Raw genomic sequence first — 18534 nt, 5'->3', positions numbered from 1 at the left:
GACGGAATTTCACGTGTTCCGCCGTACTCAGGATCCACTCAGGAGAGAACGAAGTTTTGACTACAGGGCTGTTACCTCCTATGGCGGGCCTTTCCAGACCTCTTCATCTACCTCGTTCTTTTGTAACTCCGTACAGAGTGTCCTACAACCCCAAGAGGCAAGCCTCTTGGTTTGGGCTGATCCCGTTTCGCTCGCCGCTACTCAGGGAATCGCATTTGCTTTCTCTTCCTCCGGGTACTTAGATGTTTCAGTTCCCCGGGTCTGCCTTCTCATATCCTATGAATTCAGATATGGATACCACTCCATTACGAGTGGTGGGTTTCCCCATTCGGAAATCTCCGGATCAAAGCTTGCTTACAGCTCCCCGAAGCATATCGGTGTTCGTCCCGTCCTTCATCGGCTCCTAGTGCCAAGGCATCCACCGTGCGCCCTTTCTAACTTAACCGTTAAAAAGAATCACTATGTGATATCTTGTGTTACTAATTGAATGTGATGTCTACTGTTATCTAGTTTTCAAAGAACACGTTTCGAAGGAATGATCCTTCAAAACTAAACAAGACAGGGAACGTTCTGTTTATAAGACCCAAGGTCTTATATTCCGTATAATATCCTTAGAAAGGAGGTGATCCAGCCGCACCTTCCGATACGGCTACCTTGTTACGACTTCACCCCAATCATCTGTCCCACCTTCGGCGGCTGGCTCCTAAAAGGTTACCTCACCGACTTCGGGTGTTACAAACTCTCGTGGTGTGACGGGCGGTGTGTACAAGGCCCGGGAACGTATTCACCGCGGCATGCTGATCCGCGATTACTAGCGATTCCAGCTTCACGCAGTCGAGTTGCAGACTGCGATCCGAACTGAGAACAGATTTGTGGGATTGGCTTAACCTCGCGGTTTCGCTGCCCTTTGTTCTGTCCATTGTAGCACGTGTGTAGCCCAGGTCATAAGGGGCATGATGATTTGACGTCATCCCCACCTTCCTCCGGTTTGTCACCGGCAGTCACCTTAGAGTGCCCAACTGAATGCTGGCAACTAAGATCAAGGGTTGCGCTCGTTGCGGGACTTAACCCAACATCTCACGACACGAGCTGACGACAACCATGCACCACCTGTCACTCTGCCCCCGAAGGGGACGTCCTATCTCTAGGATTGTCAGAGGATGTCAAGACCTGGTAAGGTTCTTCGCGTTGCTTCGAATTAAACCACATGCTCCACCGCTTGTGCGGGCCCCCGTCAATTCCTTTGAGTTTCAGTCTTGCGACCGTACTCCCCAGGCGGAGTGCTTAATGCGTTAGCTGCAGCACTAAGGGGCGGAAACCCCCTAACACTTAGCACTCATCGTTTACGGCGTGGACTACCAGGGTATCTAATCCTGTTCGCTCCCCACGCTTTCGCTCCTCAGCGTCAGTTACAGACCAGAGAGTCGCCTTCGCCACTGGTGTTCCTCCACATCTCTACGCATTTCACCGCTACACGTGGAATTCCACTCTCCTCTTCTGCACTCAAGTTCCCCAGTTTCCAATGACCCTCCCCGGTTGAGCCGGGGGCTTTCACATCAGACTTAAGAAACCGCCTGCGAGCCCTTTACGCCCAATAATTCCGGACAACGCTTGCCACCTACGTATTACCGCGGCTGCTGGCACGTAGTTAGCCGTGGCTTTCTGGTTAGGTACCGTCAAGGTGCCGCCCTATTCGAACGGCACTTGTTCTTCCCTAACAACAGAGCTTTACGATCCGAAAACCTTCATCACTCACGCGGCGTTGCTCCGTCAGACTTTCGTCCATTGCGGAAGATTCCCTACTGCTGCCTCCCGTAGGAGTCTGGGCCGTGTCTCAGTCCCAGTGTGGCCGATCACCCTCTCAGGTCGGCTACGCATCGTTGCCTTGGTGAGCCATTACCTCACCAACTAGCTAATGCGCCGCGGGTCCATCTGTAAGTGGTAGCCGAAGCCACCTTTTATGTTTGAACCATGCGGTTCAAACAACCATCCGGTATTAGCCCCGGTTTCCCGGAGTTATCCCAGTCTTACAGGCAGGTTACCCACGTGTTACTCACCCGTCCGCCGCTAACATCAGGGAGCAAGCTCCCATCTGTCCGCTCGACTTGCATGTATTAGGCACGCCGCCAGCGTTCGTCCTGAGCCAGGATCAAACTCTCCGATAAAGTAGTTTGACTGACTACGCACATCGCTGTGCGATTTTTAAAAACTGAATTAACAGGTACGTTTTGTCTTGTTTAGTTTTCAAAGATCATTACCGCCGCTTAACGAAGCAGCTTTATTACTATAACATTTAGCTTCTTTTAAGTCAACAACTTTTTTCAAAGTACTTAATGAAGCTTTTAGTTGATGTCAGCTGTTTATCAGCGACGAATAATAATATATCACGGATATTATCAAAAGGTCAACACCCAATTTAAGCTGTATGTGAAGAGACATTTTATCGGTTATATTCAATTGTCCATGCTCATAAGATGTAAAACAAGAATGATGGACAAGATAAGGAGGCATCATCAGTGAATCACTTCTATGTGTGGCACATTAAACGGGTAAAACAATTAATTATTATACTTATCGCCGCATTTGCAGCTGCCAGCTTTTTTTATATCCAAAGAGCTGTCCCGCTTCCCGTGTTTTCAACTGACACCGGACCTAAAGCCATTTATAAAGGAGAAACAGACTCTAAAGATATTTCACTTACTTTCGATATCAGCTGGGGTGATGAGAGAGCAGAACCGATACTTAATACTCTGAAAGCAAACGGGATTAAAAATGCAACGTTTTTTCTTTCCGCTTCTTGGGCAGAACGCCATCCCGACACAGTGGCCCGTATCGTAAAGGATGGACATCAAATTGGGAGCATGGGTTACGCTTATAAAAACTATGCCAATTTAGAGAGCAGCGAAATAAAAAAGGACATGAACCGGGCGCAAACAGCCTTTGAAAAGTTAGGGGTCAAAGACATACAGCTATTAAGACCCCCTACCGGCCAATTCAATAAGAATGTTCTAAAGGTCGCAAAGCAATACAATTATACAGTCGTTCATTACAGTGTGAACTCTCAAGACTGGACAAATCCCGGAGTTGAAAAAATCATCGACAATGTGACCAAGCAAGTTTCCGGTGGAGACATTATTCTTTTACATGCCTCCGATTCGGCAAAACAAACAGAAGAAGCATTGCCTGATATCATCCATCAGCTGAAAGAAAAAGGATTAAAAAATGTAACCGTGGGTGATCTCATCGCAAATTCTGATGCCAAATCCGCAGAGGTAAAGTAATTACTTTGCTGCAAACTTCGGCAGCATCAGCAATTGGAAGGCATTACATGCCATTAACGGAAAAAGCATTAAATAAAGCCAGTCCTCATCATTTACTCTTAATGCAGGGAACCATTCTAATGCGGTAATCACAACCATTAAAAACAACGATGACACAAATGTTTTCTTAGAGGACTGCTTTTGCTTTATATAAGCTGTAATCACTCCAAAGATCAATAAAAACACCGGTAACCACGCATAGCCAGCCAGCGATTCTCCGCTCTCTCCAAAAAATAAAAAACGCACGTACATTAAATCAAAAGCAACAAACAGGATGAAAAACAACTGCAGCAAATTCCACAAAGAGGAGGACCTTAATATCTCAAGCGCAAACCGATGAACTGTTAAAAACACGAAAAAACCCATTTGGCTGATCACACTGAAAATCATGCCTACACCGATAAACCAAAATAAAACAGAGAAAATCTGTCCCGCTTCAAATGTTAGAAACAGCCCTCTATATTCTCCCCACTTTAAAGCAAAACCCACAATACTCGTGATAAGCGCCCCGACAGCTAAATTAGAAAAGAAAAAACGAACTAAACCACGGCTTTTCATTTCTTTATTCATCCCCTCAAAAATCGCGAACAGCGATATTTTGTTATGTATAATTCCAAACAGATGAATCATATTAAAAGTAAGACAAGTATGTGAAAGGAGCTTAAGCATGTCAAAAGCCAAAACGCTATTGATGAGCTGTTTTTTGTTATTATCTGTAACAGCTTGCGCTCCAAAAGACCAAGCAGCGGATATGGACTATGATCAGACCAAAAAAATGGTTGTTGATATATTAAAAACTGATGATGGAAAGAAAGCTATTAAGGAATTATTAAATGATGATGCCATGAATGAAGCGCTGGTGATTGACCAAGATGCAATTAAAGGAACAATAGAAAAAACACTCACATCTAAAAAAGGTGAAGAATTTTGGAAAAACATCTTTGAAGACACTGATTTTGCTGAGGGCTTTGCCAAAACTCTTCAGACAGAGCATGAAAAAGTGATTAAAAAGCTGATGAAGGATCCAGATTACCAGAAGATGCTGATGAGCGTTATGCAGGATCCCGGCATGGATAAAAAGTACAGCCAGCTGGCAAAAAGCCAAGAATTCCGCAGTTATTTAGAAGAGGTTATTAACGAAACACTTTCTAGTCCGCTTTACAAAAAGCAGTTCGAAGATGAGCTGAAAAAAGCAGCAAAAGACACAGCAAAAGAAAGTGAATAAAGGGAAAGCCGGGATCTGGAATCCCGGTTCACCTTTTATACCTGCACTGACATTTTTGCATCTATTTTTTTTGCGATGTCCTGATATATTTCTCCGATTGGATGATTTTCGTCATAAACAGACGGAGCAAATTGGTCCTTATCCCAATCTGGCTGTTTCAATGGGATTCGGCCAAGCAAAGGCACATTTAGTTCCTCAGCTAGTTTATCTCCTCCGCCTTTTCCAAAGACATATTCTCTTTCCCCTGTCTTTGCACTTTCATAATAAGCCATGTTCTCTATGACCCCCACGACCTCATGATCGGTTTTAATCGCCATAGAGCCCGCTCTGGCCGCGACAAAAGCAGCTGTCGGATGCGGCGTAGATACGATGATTTCTTTGCAGCTCGGAAGCATTGTATGTACATCGAGAGCAACGTCCCCTGTACCAGGCGGAAGATCAAGAACGATATAGTCTACTTCTCCCCACTCTACTTCGTGGAAAAAGTTATTCAGCATTTTGCCGAGCATTGGCCCTCTCCATACGACCGGGGCATTTTCTTCTACGAAAAAGCCCATTGACATGACCTTTACTCCAAAGCGTTCAACAGGAAGAAGTTTCTCTCCTTCAATTGTTGGACGCACAGTGATACCCATCATGTCCGGCACACTGAACCCATAAATATCCGCATCAATTAAACCAACCTTTTTCCCTAGACGAGCCAGAGAAATAGCTAGGTTTACCGACACAGTTGACTTGCCTACGCCGCCTTTTCCACTTGCTACAGCAAGAAAGACTGGCGGGTTATCCATATTTAATAATGTTTTTTTCTCGGCTGACGGCGCCCCGAATTTAGCAACCGTTTCTTCAGGCAGCTCTTCAAATCGAAGGCCGACTGTCTCAGCTCCTGCCCCTTTTAATACGTTTACGATCTCTTGCTGAATCTGCATTTGTTCTGCAGTTCCTGTTTTTGCAAGAGCGACTTTTACACTGATATGCCGTTTTTCAGGCTTTATTTTAATTTCCTTAACGGCATCCAATTCTCCCAGAGGTCTTTGAAGAAAAGGTTCGCGCATTTCTCCGACTAGTTTTCTTACTTCATCTTCTCTTATCATCGAACCTCACCCTTTTGTGTATTCGTTTACAATTATTATTATATCATACATAAATGGCGGGTGTCTTATGCTTAGAACCGCAAGAAAACCCTCCATTACTCCGGAGGGTCTCCTTTTTCTGTGAAATATCGCAAAATGCCTTTATATATGGAAGATGCCACCTTGTCTTGATATTTCGGTTTACCGAGCAACGTTGCTTCACTTGGATTGGATAAAAATCCGACTTCTATAAGCGCCCCCGGTTTGGTGACGTTTTGCATTAAGTAGATACCATGAATCCGCTTTGCTTTCCGGGTTGTGTTTTCCAGATTTCTTCTCAGCTCATCCTGAATGTATTTTGCGACTTTCTCATTTTCCGCATATTTCCCGTAATAAAAGCTTTGGGCTCCGCTCCATTTTTGTGACGGAATCGCATTAAGATGAATGCTGATATAGAGCTCCGCCTCTGAATGGTTTATTAATTTGACTCGTTGTCTTAGATCCTCAGCTTTTCGTCGACTATAGCCTTTTGTTCCTTCTGGAGCGAGATCAGTATCACTTTCTCTGGTCATGATAACAAGCGCTCCTTGTTCTTGAAGATAATCCCTGACTCTAAAAGCCACTTCCAGGGTAACATCCTTCTCTAACAGCTTTCCGCCGACTGCTCCGCCGTCAGGCCCGCCATGACCTGGATCTAGATAAATGATTTTACCGCTCAAGGGCAGGCTCCACGGCTTCCAAGAGTCGTTATTGCTGAACTGATATTTGAACAGAAATAGTAATACGATGAAGCCTAGCAAAAAACCGAGCCATTTAAGCTTTTTCCTCATCCCTTCCCCTCCCGCTTGTCCGTTATTACATAACTATGGGACAGGGCCGGGAAATATGATTATCGCATGCGAAGCTTACACTGTTTTTCTCTTTGAACAAACCCTGCTGTCCACCAATCTTTAATGAACTTGCGTGCCGCTTCATAAACCGTGTTTTTATCAAGTGTTGAGTATTGCTCGTGTATCCAATTATAGAGATAATCAAAAAACTCCATACGTAGCTCTTCTTCTTCTCTTGCAGAGCGGGCACTGATACTTTGCATGGATTCTCCGTAATAGCCGAATATCCCAAAACGCCCGCCTAACAAATAAGCTTCAATCGCAAAATCAATACAGCCTTCAGTAATAATATCTCGTTCATCATGTAAAAATGGAAATAATGGTCCCAAACAATCCTTAACAGACTGGATAATTTGTCTCAGAGAGAGTTCTTTGAGCAAGTTCTTTTCTAATTCAAAATCCTTTTGGCGTTTCACATCCATAAAAGACAGTACTTCTGTCATATAAATTCACTCTCCTTTTACCGATTATTTTGAGGTTTGGATGATGAAACAATGCCCGAATTCGGTTGGAAATTCGCCCAAATGAAGGTGTAAAATCGATAAAAAATCAGCTTTCTGCAGGGTCAGGAACAAATGTTCTGTAATTAGTTATGAAAAAAGCAGCCCCTCTAACAGGTCGCTGCTTTTCATACTTTCACGCTTCTTGTTGCAGAATATGTATGGATATATTGGTCTAATACAAACCCGCCTTTATCTTCATAAAAACCAGTAACGATAAAACCGGCATCAATTTGGCCTTTGATTTGGTCTTCTAAGGAATGGCCGAATTCCAGAGCCTCATTATTTTCGATCAGTTTTTTCACTTTATGTTTCGGAAGATCTTCTGGGTCAGCATATGGAATGGAGTGTTTTACTTTTAAAACACCTTGCTGTTCTAATTCTGTATCAAACAGAAATACAACAGGATTGACAAAACCCGAGATTAGAACACCGTTCCTTTTCAACACACGGTGCGCTTCCTTCCATACCGGGAGGACATTCTCAACAAAAACATTGGCAACAGGATGTACAATGACATCAAATGATTCATCATTAAATACACTTAAATCGTCCATGCTTCCTTTGACAGTGTGTATCGTAAGACCATCTCGCTGAGCAATCATTCTATCCTGATTCAGCTGTTTTTCTGAGTTATCTAATACAGTGACATCCGCGCCTGCGGCTGCCAAAACTGGACCCTGCTGGCCGCCGCCTGATGCTAAACAGAGTACTTTCAGACCTTTGACAGGCGGAAACCAATCCTTCGGTACATCTTTCATTGGTGTTACCCTTATATCCCAATTGCCTTTTTTTGCTTGTTCGATAACCTGCTGCTCAACAGCAACAGTCCATTCATTGCCTGTTTCTACTTTTTTATCCCAGGCTTTGCTATTATGAGCTACTAACGCATTCATGAATCTTCTCCTTACTTTAATGTATAGAGTATAACAAATATTTCTAGATTGATATCGCTTTCCCTTTGCATATTTAGAAAAAAGTTCATAAAAACGCAAAAAAATCACAAAGGAGATATGTGATTTATATCATCAGATTTACACTTACTTCGTTACATAGTGCCATTAGCAATGAGAGCCCTTGTTTCTCCGGGTTAAGAATCAGCAGTGAACTTTAACGGATGAGATACAGTGGTTAGATGGAGCTGGGCTGATCACATAACGATAATAAACATTGACCGAACTTCCAATTAAATAAAAATGAAAGCTATCATGATTATTACAGTGAGACCGTTTATAAACAAACAATTTGCTTAACCCCGTCAAGCGTCCATTCAGTTGTTATTTTTATGCGGAGCTGCCAGGTTTTATTGAAAGAAAAAAGCTCCCAACCCAAGGTCGAGAGCTTTTTGAAAACGTAAAATTAACGTTTTGAGAACTGAGGTGCACGACGAGCGCCTTTAAGACCGTATTTTTTACGTTCTTTCATACGAGCGTCACGAGTCAGAAGACCTGCACGTTTAAGAGTTGTACGGTATTCTGGATCTGCTTCAAGCAAAGCACGAGCGATACCGTGACGGATTGCTCCAGCTTGACCAGATAAGCCGCCTCCATGTACGTTTACTAAAACGTCATAAGTGCCAGCTGTTTCAGTCAAAGTTAATGGTTGTTTGATATCTTCGATTAAAGCTGCAGATGGGATATGTTCGCTGATTTCACGATTATTAACGACGATACGGCCTTCTCCTGGAACTAAACGCACACGCGCTACAGAGCTTTTACGACGGCCAGTACCGTAATATTGAACCTGTGCCAAATTGGTAACCTCCTTTTTAATTAACCGCGAAGTTCGTAAACTTCAGGTTTTTGTGCTTCGTGTGGATGCTCAGAACCACGGTATACGTTCAATTTTTTGAACATTTGACGACCTAGAGAACCTTTTGGAAGCATGCCTTTGATAGCAAGCTCAAGCATTTTCTCAGGGTAGTTTGTACGCATTTCAAGAGCAGTTCTTGATTTTAATCCGCCTGGATGTTGAGTGTGACGGTAGTAGATTTTGTCAGTTAACTTTTTACCAGTTAACTCGATTTTTTCAGCGTTGATGATGATCACATGATCTCCAGTATCAACGTGTGGTGTGTAAGTTGGTTTGTGTTTTCCGCGAAGGATAGCTGCAACTTCTGAAGAAAGACGACCTAAAGTCTTGCCAGCAGCATCAACAACTAACCACTTGCGTTCAATAGTACTTGCGTTAGCCATAGGTGTTGTACGCATTGAATTTCCCTCCTAAATGATCTGTCATTTTCAATAAACTTCGATTACGTTCTATTTCACAACACAATAAGTTCCGGGGCTTATCGTGGGGTTGAAATACATACCATATGATATCTTATAACTTTATGCAGACTCTGTCAAGAAAATATTATACACCTGGTTTAGTTGTCATAGTAAACGTTCCATAAATATAGTCCGTGCCCCGGCGCTGTGCGCCCTGCTGCTTCGCGATCCTTCGCTTCCAGCATGGATTTCACCTCATCAGGAGAAATTTTTCCAATACCTGCATCAAGCAAAGTACCCGCAATAATTCTGACCATATTATATAAGAAACCGCTGCCTGTGATCCGCATTTGCAGGCCGTCAGCCGTCTCAGTCCAATCAAGTTCGTAAATCGTTCTTACCTTGTCCTGCACTTCTGTTTTAGCCGCACAAAAGCTCGTAAAATCATGTGTCCCTATAAGATGCTTTGCCGCTTCTCTCATGTCCTGCACATTAAGGCGATATGAAAAATGGTAAGCGTAATGCCGTTTAAATACGTCCGGGTGTTTCTCCGTGTATACAAAGTAGCGATATTCTTTTTTGACTGCGCTAAATCGTGCATGGAACCCATCATCCGCAATTTCTGCCTGTTTGACTGCGATATCGTCCGGAAGCAGTGCATTTAAGGCATGTGGCCATCTCTCAGCCGGGATAGACAGCGGAGTGTCAAAATGAATCACCTGTCCGGCTGCGTGAACCCCGCTGTCTGTTCTTCCAGACGAAACGACCGGAATTCTGTCTTTTGACTTATGCAGGACAGCCAAAGCCTTCTCCAGTTCATCCTGAACCGTTCTTTTGCCCGGCTGAACCTGATAACCGTTAAACAAATGTCCGTCATAAGAAATCGTACATTTCAGTCTCATACAGCACCTCTAAACCCTTAAGAAAAATAACAAAGCAGCTAATACAATTAAGCTGACAATGACAGAAGTGTCTTTTCCTGTCCATACAAGCTTTCTATATTTCGTACGTCCTTCTCCGCCTTGATAGCCTCTTGCTTCCATTGCAACCGCAAGCTCTTCGGCGCGTTTAAATGCGCTGACGAAGAGCGGGACAAGAAGCGGGACAATAGCCTTCACTCTATCTTTGACAGGCCCGCTTGTAAAATCAACGCCTCGCGCCATCTGAGCCTTCATGATCTTATCTGTCTCCTCCATCAGTGTCGGAATAAACCGTAAAGAAATTGACATCATAAGAGCCAGCTCATGAACAGGAAGCTTTAATTTTTTCAATGGGTTCAGCAGCTGCTCCATTCCATCGGTAATCTCAATCGGTGTGGTCGTAAGCGTTAATAAGGTTGTGATTAAAATCAAATAGACGAATCTAAGAGAAATGAATATCCCCTGAACCAGACCGCCCTCATAGACTTTGAAAAAACCTATTTGAAAGATAATCGGTCCTTCATGTGTCATAAGGATGTGAAGAAGGAACGTAAAAAGGACAATCCAGATGATTGGCTTCAGCCCTTTCATTAAAAAAGAGAAAGGAACTCTTGTTAAAGAAACGACGCCAATTGTAAATAAACCAAGCAACGCATATGTCTGAACATTATTGGCTAAGAATACGATGCAGACAAATAAAAAGATCGTGATCAGTTTTGTTCTGGGGTCAAGCCGGTGCACAAGTGAAGTACCCGGTACATACTTGCCGATAATCATGCTGTCCATCATAAAGTCTTCTCCCCCTGAAAAAGAGCACGGATTTCAGCAGCGGCATCTTCGATTGTGAGCATAGGCTCATTAAATCTCACACCCAGTGCAGCTTCAAGGTGTCTTTGGAATTTTATTGTTTCAGGAAGATCCAGCCCCCAGCCGGCCATCTCTTCACCCTTTAAAAACAGATCACGCGGACTGCCTGATGCTTGTATCGTTCCTTTATGCATAACAATCATTTCATCAGCGTATGCAGCTGCATCCTCCATGCTGTGTGTCACAAGGATCGTCGTCAGGTTCCCGCGTTGATGAAGCTCATAAAACATGTCCATAATCTCTTTTCGCCCTCTTGGGTCCAATCCTGCAGTCGGTTCATCCAGAACAAGCACTTCAGGGTCCATTGCTAGTACGCCGGCAATTGCAACTCTGCGCATTTGTCCCCCGCTTAATTCAAAGGGTGACCTGTCCAAAAGCTCTTCTGATAAACCTACAAGCTGCAGCATCTCTCTCGCTTTTTGTTCAGCATCTTCTTTTTTAACACCAAAGTTCATCGGTCCGAATGAAATATCTTTAAGAACTGTTTCTTCGAATAATTGATGCTCAGGAAATTGGAAAACGATTCCGACTTTTTTACGAAGTTTTTTCAGATCTTTATTCTTTTTCCCTGCCTGAATGACAGTGCTGCCTAGTGATATCTGTCCCTTCGTCGGCTTCAGGAGACCATTTAGGTGCTGAAGAAGAGTGGACTTGCCAGAGCCTGTATGCCCGATAACGGCTACGTAGCTTCCTTCTTTAATCGATGCATTGATATCATATAGTGCTAGGCGCTCAAACGGCGTCTTCATTTGATAGCGATGCTCTACATCTTTGATTGTAATGTCCACAGCTCTTTCACCAGCCCTTCCTGAGTCAAATGGTTTTCTTCCAAAGCCAGTCCATTTTCTCTTAAAAGCTGGCTAAGCTGGAATGAGAAGGGTAAATCAAGCCCAATTCGAACAAGTTCTTTATTCAATTTAAAAATCTCTTCAGGCGGCCCTTCAGCATATTTTTTACCGCCATTCATGACAATGATCCTATCTGCTTTTGCTGCCTCATCCAGATCATGTGTAATGGATATGACAGTCGCCATGCCCTGCTCTTTTAAATGTCTTACCGTTTCAAGCACTTCTTCTCGCCCGATCGGATCAAGCATGGATGTTGCTTCATCTAAGATAATAATATCAGGACGTGCGGCAATAACCCCCGCAATCGCAACTCTCTGCTTTTGGCCTCCGGAGAGATGGTGCGGCTCTTGATCGAGAAAATCTTGCATATTCACCTGTTTTACTGCCCAGTCTACTCTCTCAATCATTTCTTCCCGCGGTACACCATTGTTTTCTAAACCAAAAGCCACATCATCGCGAACAGTCGTTCCGACAAATTGGTTATCCGGATTTTGAAAGACCATACCTATCTTCTTACGCACTTCCCAAACAGATTCCTCTGTCAATTGAATCCCGGCAACCTCAATGTCGCCTGATTCAGGAAGAATTAAACCATTCAATGCCCGGGCCAGTGTTGATTTCCCTGAACCGTTATGACCTACGATTGCAAGCCATTCACCCTCATACACCTGCAGGGAGACGCCGTCTAGTGCTCGTCTTTCTGCGTCCTTCCGATATCGAAATACGATATCCTCTACCGATATCAACTGATTTTGATTCATGGAAAACCGGCCTCCTCTCAGCTAATGCTCTGCTTTTCTCTCTATTAAAAGTTGCAGTATCTAAAAAAAGGGCATAGATCCAGTTAGAAACTGTCCCGCCCTTCTTTAGATACACAAAAATATGTGATTAAACCAATTCGATAATTGCCATTGGTGCTCCGTCACCACGGCGAGGACCAAGCTTCATAATACGTGTGTATCCGCCTTGGCGCTCCTCGTAACGAGTTGCAATGTCAGAGAATAATTTTTGAAGTGCATCTTGGTTATTTTCTTCGTTTGCAACCTCGTTGCGGATGTATGCAGCAGCTTGACGGCGAGCGTGAAGATCACCGCGTTTGCCAAGCGTGATCATTTTTTCAACTACAGAGCGAAGTTCTTTCGCACGTGTTTCAGTTGTTTCGATTCTTTCGTTGATGATCAAATCAGTTGTAAGATCACGAAGCATAGCTTTACGCTGTGCACTCGTACGTCCTAGTTTTCTGTATGACATGTGATGTCCCCTCCTTTATTGGAATGCTGTTTCTGAATAAAAAACACACGAAAATCCTAGTTCACAAGGGAAACTAGTCAATCGTCTTTGCGAAGTCCGAGTCCAAGTTCTTCTAGTTTCGCTTTCACTTCTTCAAGTGATTTGCGTCCTAGATTTCGAACTTTCATCATATCTTCTTCCGTCTTGTTCGCAAGCTCTTGAACCGTGTTAATACCCGCACGCTTTAAGCAGTTGTAAGAACGAACAGAAAGATCCAATTCTTCAATTGTCATTTCAAGAACTTTCTCTTTTTGATCTTCTTCTTTTTCAACCATGATTTCAGCATGTTGAGCTTCGTCAGTTAAACCAACGAATATATTAAGGTGTTCAGTTAAAATCTTTGAACCAAGCGCAATTGCTTCTTTCGGTCCAGTGCTTCCATCAGTCCAAACATCAAGTGTAAGTTTATCATAGTTTGCAACTTGGCCTACACGAGTGTTCTCTACCTGATAAGATACACGAGAAACTGGCGTATAGATAGAATCGATCGGAATCACGCCGATTGGCTGATCGTCTCTCTTGTTTGCGTCAGCAGGCGTATACCCACGTCCTCTTTGAGCAGTAAGGCGAACTCGGAAACTCGCATTCTCACCAAGAGTCGCGATATGAAGATCAGGATTTAAGATCTCTACATCACTATCGTGTGTAATATCAGCTGCCGTTACAGTTCCTTCACCCTGTACATCAATTTCTAGCGTCTTCTCTTCATCAGAGTAGATTTTCAATGCAAGCTTTTTAATGTGTAAGATAATCGTTGTAACATCTTCCACAACGCCTTCAATTGTCGAGAATTCGTGCAGTACACCATCTATCTGGATTGATGTTACAGCGGCACCAGGGAGTGAGGATAAGAGGATACGACGTAAGGAGTTACCCAGAGTTGTACCATATCCACGCTCAAGTGGCTCTACGACAAACTTACCAAATTTGGCATCGTCGCTGATTTCAACCGTTTCGATTTTTGGTTTTTCAATCTCGATCATTACTTAAAACCCTCCTTCAAAACGTCGAAACCTCGAATAGAATCATATGAGATTCCATCCGAAATTCCCCATTGTTTAGTCCCGTATGTGCTCAGGCAACGAGTCGGTGCATTCGTTTCATAAATAACTGTATCATAACCCATTATTGACAGGGACACAAAATCTATACAAACAAATTACACGCGGCGACGTTTTGGTGGACGGCATCCGTTATGAGGAACAGGAGTTACGTCTCTGATAGCAGTGACTTCTAGTCCAGCAGCTTGAAGTGCACGGATTGCAGCTTCACGGCCTGAACCAGGTCCTTTAACAGTAACCTCTAGAGTTTTAAGACCATGTTCGATTGAACCTTTAGCAGCTGTTTCTGCAGCCATTTGCGCAGCAAAAGGAGTAGATTTACGAGAACCTCTGAATCCTAAAGCTCCGGCACTAGACCAAGAAATAGCATTACCATGAGTGTCAGTGATCGTAACGATCGTGTTATTGAAAGTTGAACGAATATGAGCAATTCCAGACTCAATATTCTTTTTCACGCGACGTTTACGCGTGTTAGATTTACGAGCAGCAGCCATTGTTTAAGAACCTCCCTTACTTATTTTTTCTTGTTAGCTACAGTACGACGCGGACCTTTACGAGTACGCGCGTTGTTTTTAGAGTTTTGTCCGCGAACAGGTAATCCTCTGCGATGACGGATTCCGCGGTAGCTTCCGATTTCGATCAGACGTTTGATATTAAGAGAAACTTCACGGCGAAGGTCACCTTCTACTTTCAGTTTGTCAATAATATCACGGATTTTACCAAGTTCTTCTTCAGTAAGATCGCGCACACGAGTATCTTCTGAAACTCCAGCTTCTTTTAAAACTTGCTGAGCCGTTGTGCGGCCAATTCCGAAGATGTATGTTAAAGAAATAACAACACGTTTGTCACGTGGGATATCTACACCAGCAATACGAGCCATTCTCTGGGCACCTCCTTATAAATTATCCTTGTTTTTGTTTATGCTTTGGATTTTCACAGATCACCATTACTTTTCCTTTTCTGCGAATAACTTTACATTTTTCGCAGATTGGTTTAACTGATGGTCTCACTTTCATGTGTTTCCAACCTCCTTCAGTTTCCGGAGTGCTTTATTTGTAACGGTACGTAATCCTGCCACGAGTTAAGTCATATGGAGATAATTCTACCGTAACTTTGTCTCCAGGTAAAATGCGAATGAAGTGCATGCGGATTTTACCAGATACATGAGCCAAAACAGTGTGGCCATTTTCAAGTTCAACTTTGAACATCGCGTTTGGCAGTGTTTCGACTATAGTACCTTCCACTTCAATTACATCGTCTTTCGCCATTCAAGTGTTCTCCCTTCTTCAAATCAGTAACTTGCTTTCTGACAAATTTCAAAAGAAGTTTGTCACACGCCCTGTTTCGTTTATACTGTTCTGAACTTCCGGAGATACGCAATCATAAAGGGTTAAATGATTGATATTCTTTTTCTTAGGAGAATGAAATGTACGCTTTTCTCCGTCTGCTGTTAGTACATTGATGATGGTTAAAATTCCAACGACAAGCAGCAAGATGAATTCGGTCTTGCCAATGTTCCCCCAAGCTTTCTGCCCTATCAAGCTTGAAAAACATCTGTCTTCGGAATTATTTTCATCATCTAGACTCTCGTCAGTATATCAAAACCCGTTTCCGTAATCGCAATCGTATGTTCAAAATGAGCACACTTTTTCCCATCTACCGTAACAACCGTCCAGTTATCAGCCAATGTTTTCACGTAGCGGCTGCCAGCGTTCACCATAGGTTCAATAGCGAGAACCATGCCAGGTTTAAGCCGTGGTCCTTTGTTGGGCGGACCGTAATGAGGAATTTGCGGGTCCTCATGCAAGTCTTGACCAACACCATGTCCGACATACTCCCTAACAACTGAAAACTGCTCATTTTCGACATACGTTTGTATTGCGTGGGAAATATTCGACAAACGTTCACCTGGTTTTGCTTCCTGCAAGCCTTTATATAAAGACTCCTCTGTCACTTCCAGAAGTTTTTTGTCATCATCGCTGATGTTTCCTACCGGATATGTCCATGCAGAGTCACCATGATAACCATTTAATTTAGCACCGATATCAATACTGATGATGTCACCGTCCTTCAGCACCCTGCTGCCAGGTATGCCGTGAACCAGTTCTTCATTAACTGATACGCAAATGCTCCCGCGAAACCCATTATACCCCTTAAAAGATGGGATTGCACCCTGCTTCTTAATAAAACGTTCGGCAATTTGATCCAATTCTTTTGTCGAGATTCCTGGTTTAATGTGCCTTTTTAACTCTTCATGAGTTAAAGCCACGATTCGCCCTGCTTCCCGCATGATACCAAGTTCACGTGGGGTTTTACAGATAATCATTTTTTTAATCCTCCAAGAAGATCCTTCACATCTGCATAAACGTCTTGAATGTCCTGTTGGCCATTCACGTTTGCAAGATAACCTTTCTCTGAATAGAAATCGAGTAAAGGCTGAGTTTGCTTCATGTTTACCTCAAGCCGTTTAGAGACGGTTTCCTCATTATCATCTGCCCGTTGATAGAGTTCGCCTCCGTCTTTATCACAAATACCCGGCGTTTTCGGCGGATTAAAGACTAAATGATAGGTTGTGCCGCAAACACTGCAAATTCTGCGTCCAGTCAGACGTTCCATAAGAGCGTCTTTGTCGACTTCAATGTTAATGACATAATCAATCGGCTTGCCGTATTCCTCAAGAATTTCTTCAAGAGCTTCGGCTTGAGCGACTGTTCGCGGAAATCCGTCCAGAAGAAAACCTCTTTCACAATCATCTTTGCCAAGTCTCTCTTTTACAATTCCGATTGTGACTTCGTCAGGTACGAGCTCTCCCTTATCAATATAAGATTTTGCTTCGAGTCCGAGTGGTGTTTCTTCTTTCATAGCAGCACGGAACATATCTCCTGTTGAGATATGAGGAATCCCATAATCCTCAACAATTCGTTCGCCCTGTGTGCCTTTACCGGCACCAGGAAGCCCCATTAAGACTAAGTTCATTCGGATTTCCCCCGTCCTCTCTTTATTAAGAGGGAATGGATAAATCCATTTCCTCTAGTTTTTCATAAATCCACGGTAGTTTCGTTTCACCAACTGGCTTTCTAGTTGTTTCATTGTCTCCAAGGCTACCCCGACAACAATTAACAAAGATGTTCCGCCAATTTGTGCACTTTGAGGCAATCCAGCGAATTGAATGAAAAAGATAGGAAGAATGGAAATCACGGCTAAGAATATAGAACCCACAAACGTAAGTCGATACAAAATGCTCGTAATTCTATCTTGAGTCATTTTCCCTGGACGAACCCCCGGGATATAGCCACCCTGTTTTTTAAGGTTATCAGCCATTTGTTCAGGGTTTACCTGTACAAAAGCATAAAAGTACGTAAAGGCAATAATCAACGCAACATATATCGCCATACCCACCGGATGCGTATTATCAAAGTTGTTTTGAATCCACTTTGTCACATCGTTTGTTCCAAAGAATGACGCGATCGTCCGCGGCGTTATCAAAAACGCAACCGCAAAGATTACCGGAATAACCCCTGCAGGATTCACTTTCAATGGAAGGTGTGTAGACTGACCTCCGCCAGCAGGTGAACGACCTGTGCCTTTAGCATATTGAATCGCAATTTTCCGTACGGCTTGCTGAATGAAAATAACTCCAACAATAACTGCTAAAATCGCAATCACAAGAAGTGCGATTTTCACAATATGAATAAACAACTGATCGTTGCTACCGACAAATTGAGTCTCATATATTTGCCCAATTGTTTTTGGAATACTAGACACAATCCCCGCGAAGATAATGATCGATATTCCGTTGCCTACTCCATGAGAAGTAATTTGTTCCCCAAGCCACATTAAAAAGGCAGTTCCGCCAGTGAGCACTAAAGCAATGATAAGATATGTCGATACACCGGATTTTTCGATCAGCATACCGTTTGCCAGATTGTTGAATCCATATGACATACCTAACGCTTGGATGAAACCAAGCACAATCGTAAAGTACCTTGTGAACTGAGCTAATTTACGGCGGCCAACTTCACCTTGCTTAGACCACTCGGTAAACTTCGGTACAACATCCATCTGAAGCAGCTGAATGATGATCGAAGCCGTGATATAAGGAGTAATTCCCATTGCGAAAATGGAAAATTGGTAAAGCGCACCGCCGCCAAATGTATTAAGGAGATCAAAAACACCCATTTGAGACTGCGCCTGTAACGCTTCAGCGTTAACATAAGGCACAGGAATAAACGCACCTATGCGAAAGACGATAAGCATGAGTAAAGTGAATATGATTTTATTCCTGATATCACTCACACGCATAAAGTTGGAGATTGTTTTAAACAAG

22 protein-coding genes, 2 rRNA genes and 1 pseudogene (1 of these 25 cut by a window edge) are annotated in these 18534 nt (G+C 43.2%); 2 read left to right on the top strand and 23 right to left on the bottom strand.

Annotated features, from left to right (window positions below; translation table 11 throughout):
* Window positions 1-445, bottom strand: a 23S ribosomal RNA gene (locus tag AC0OMA_RS00990) (it extends 2482 nt beyond the left edge of the window).
* Between the two features lie 170 nt (window positions 446-615).
* Window positions 616-2165, bottom strand: a 16S ribosomal RNA gene (locus AC0OMA_RS00985).
* The 16S and 23S rRNA genes sit together here, the layout of an rRNA operon.
* Window positions 2166-2516: 351 nt before the next feature.
* Between AC0OMA_RS00985 and pdaB the strand changes: the two genes are divergently transcribed.
* On the top strand, window positions 2517-3281 hold the full coding sequence (gene pdaB, locus AC0OMA_RS00980; protein ID WP_003235130.1) for a polysaccharide deacetylase family sporulation protein PdaB: 765 nt from the start codon (window positions 2517-2519) through the stop codon (window positions 3279-3281).
* Here pdaB and kbaA read toward each other — a convergent pair whose 3' ends face one another.
* A complete protein-coding gene (gene kbaA / locus AC0OMA_RS00975; RefSeq protein WP_047181985.1) occupies window positions 3282-3878 on the bottom strand; it encodes a KinB-signaling pathway activation protein in 597 nt (198 codons plus the stop codon).
* 109 nt (window positions 3879-3987) lie between these two features.
* On the opposite strand from kbaA, the gene gerD reads away from it, so the two are divergent.
* On the top strand, window positions 3988-4545 hold the full coding sequence (gene gerD, locus AC0OMA_RS00970) for a spore germination lipoprotein GerD (RefSeq protein WP_003235126.1): 558 nt from the start codon (window positions 3988-3990) through the stop codon (window positions 4543-4545).
* Between the two features lie 35 nt (window positions 4546-4580).
* Here gerD and salA read toward each other — a convergent pair whose 3' ends face one another.
* The 20 genes and pseudogenes from salA to secY form a co-directional block, all read right to left on the bottom strand.
* Window positions 4581-5639, bottom strand: a complete 1059-nt coding sequence (gene salA / locus AC0OMA_RS00965; protein WP_047181984.1) for an iron-sulfur carrier protein/transcriptional regulator SalA — start codon at window positions 5637-5639, stop codon at window positions 4581-4583.
* A gap of 95 nt (window positions 5640-5734) precedes the next feature.
* Window positions 5735-6448, bottom strand: a complete 714-nt coding sequence (cwlD, locus tag AC0OMA_RS00960; RefSeq protein WP_015382599.1) for an N-acetylmuramoyl-L-alanine amidase CwlD — start codon at window positions 6446-6448, stop codon at window positions 5735-5737.
* 59 nt (window positions 6449-6507) lie between these two features.
* The gene (locus AC0OMA_RS00955; protein ID WP_474221815.1) at window positions 6508-6951 is read right to left on the bottom strand and encodes a YbaK family protein; all 444 of its coding nucleotides are present in this window, start codon (window positions 6949-6951) and stop codon (window positions 6508-6510) included.
* A 185-nt stretch (window positions 6952-7136) separates the two neighbouring features.
* On the bottom strand, window positions 7137-7904 hold the full coding sequence (locus AC0OMA_RS00950) for a class I SAM-dependent methyltransferase (RefSeq protein ID WP_047181983.1): 768 nt from the start codon (window positions 7902-7904) through the stop codon (window positions 7137-7139).
* Window positions 7905-8367: 463 nt separating this feature from the next.
* A complete protein-coding gene (gene rpsI, locus AC0OMA_RS00945; RefSeq protein ID WP_004399691.1) occupies window positions 8368-8760 on the bottom strand; it encodes a 30S ribosomal protein S9 in 393 nt (130 codons plus the stop codon).
* Between the two features lie 20 nt (window positions 8761-8780).
* Window positions 8781-9218: a 50S ribosomal protein L13 gene (gene rplM, locus AC0OMA_RS00940; protein WP_003241966.1), complete on the bottom strand. Its 438-nt coding sequence runs from the start codon at window positions 9216-9218 to the stop codon at window positions 8781-8783.
* A 161-nt stretch (window positions 9219-9379) separates the two neighbouring features.
* Window positions 9380-10123, bottom strand: coding sequence for a tRNA pseudouridine(38-40) synthase TruA (truA, locus tag AC0OMA_RS00935; protein WP_015382595.1), 744 nt, complete (start codon window positions 10121-10123; stop codon window positions 9380-9382).
* Window positions 10124-10132: 9 nt separating this feature from the next.
* Window positions 10133-10930 carry an energy-coupling factor transporter transmembrane component T family protein gene (locus AC0OMA_RS00930; RefSeq protein WP_181218091.1) on the bottom strand — a complete coding sequence of 266 codons (798 nt, stop codon included), beginning with the start codon at window positions 10928-10930 and terminating at the stop codon, window positions 10133-10135.
* Window positions 10927-11796, bottom strand: coding sequence for an energy-coupling factor ABC transporter ATP-binding protein (locus AC0OMA_RS00925; RefSeq protein ID WP_003235106.1), 870 nt, complete (start codon window positions 11794-11796; stop codon window positions 10927-10929). The genes AC0OMA_RS00930 and AC0OMA_RS00925 overlap by 4 nt, the downstream gene beginning before the upstream one ends.
* Window positions 11772-12617 (bottom strand): energy-coupling factor ABC transporter ATP-binding protein, encoded by an 846-nt coding sequence (locus tag AC0OMA_RS00920; RefSeq protein ID WP_014478629.1) that lies wholly within the window; start codon window positions 12615-12617, stop codon window positions 11772-11774. The genes AC0OMA_RS00925 and AC0OMA_RS00920 overlap by 25 nt, the downstream gene beginning before the upstream one ends.
* Window positions 12618-12744: 127 nt before the next feature.
* On the bottom strand, window positions 12745-13107 hold the full coding sequence (gene rplQ / locus AC0OMA_RS00915) for a 50S ribosomal protein L17 (protein WP_003225836.1): 363 nt from the start codon (window positions 13105-13107) through the stop codon (window positions 12745-12747).
* 77 nt (window positions 13108-13184) lie between these two features.
* Window positions 13185-14129, bottom strand: a complete 945-nt coding sequence (locus tag AC0OMA_RS00910; protein ID WP_003225835.1) for a DNA-directed RNA polymerase subunit alpha — start codon at window positions 14127-14129, stop codon at window positions 13185-13187.
* 176 nt (window positions 14130-14305) lie between these two features.
* Window positions 14306-14701: a 30S ribosomal protein S11 gene (gene rpsK / locus AC0OMA_RS00905; RefSeq protein ID WP_009966385.1), complete on the bottom strand. Its 396-nt coding sequence runs from the start codon at window positions 14699-14701 to the stop codon at window positions 14306-14308.
* A 20-nt stretch (window positions 14702-14721) separates the two neighbouring features.
* Window positions 14722-15087: a 30S ribosomal protein S13 gene (rpsM, locus tag AC0OMA_RS00900; RefSeq protein WP_003235095.1), complete on the bottom strand. Its 366-nt coding sequence runs from the start codon at window positions 15085-15087 to the stop codon at window positions 14722-14724.
* Between the two features lie 22 nt (window positions 15088-15109).
* Window positions 15110-15223 (bottom strand): 50S ribosomal protein L36, encoded by a 114-nt coding sequence (gene rpmJ / locus AC0OMA_RS00895; protein WP_003156543.1) that lies wholly within the window; start codon window positions 15221-15223, stop codon window positions 15110-15112.
* A 33-nt stretch (window positions 15224-15256) separates the two neighbouring features.
* Complete coding sequence (gene infA, locus AC0OMA_RS00890) at window positions 15257-15475, bottom strand: translation initiation factor IF-1 (protein WP_003156508.1); 219 nt, start codon at window positions 15473-15475, stop codon at window positions 15257-15259.
* Window positions 15453-15721: pseudogene (locus tag AC0OMA_RS00885) on the bottom strand (ribosome-binding protein ybzG). Before AC0OMA_RS00885 ends, infA begins: the two are co-directional and overlap by 23 nt.
* 65 nt (window positions 15722-15786) lie before the next feature.
* A complete protein-coding gene (gene map / locus AC0OMA_RS00880) occupies window positions 15787-16533 on the bottom strand; it encodes a type I methionyl aminopeptidase (RefSeq protein WP_015482707.1) in 747 nt (248 codons plus the stop codon).
* Complete coding sequence (locus tag AC0OMA_RS00875) at window positions 16530-17183, bottom strand: adenylate kinase (protein WP_003241987.1); 654 nt, start codon at window positions 17181-17183, stop codon at window positions 16530-16532. Before AC0OMA_RS00875 ends, map begins: the two co-directional genes overlap by 4 nt.
* Before the next feature lie 54 nt (window positions 17184-17237).
* Window positions 17238-18533, bottom strand: a complete 1296-nt coding sequence (gene secY / locus AC0OMA_RS00870) for a preprotein translocase subunit SecY (RefSeq protein WP_024571501.1) — start codon at window positions 18531-18533, stop codon at window positions 17238-17240.
* Window position 18534 lies beyond the last annotated feature (1 nt).

Source organism: Bacillus sp. AMCV2 (assembly GCF_056033925.1).
This window is presented reverse-complemented; position numbering and strand designations above follow the sequence as displayed.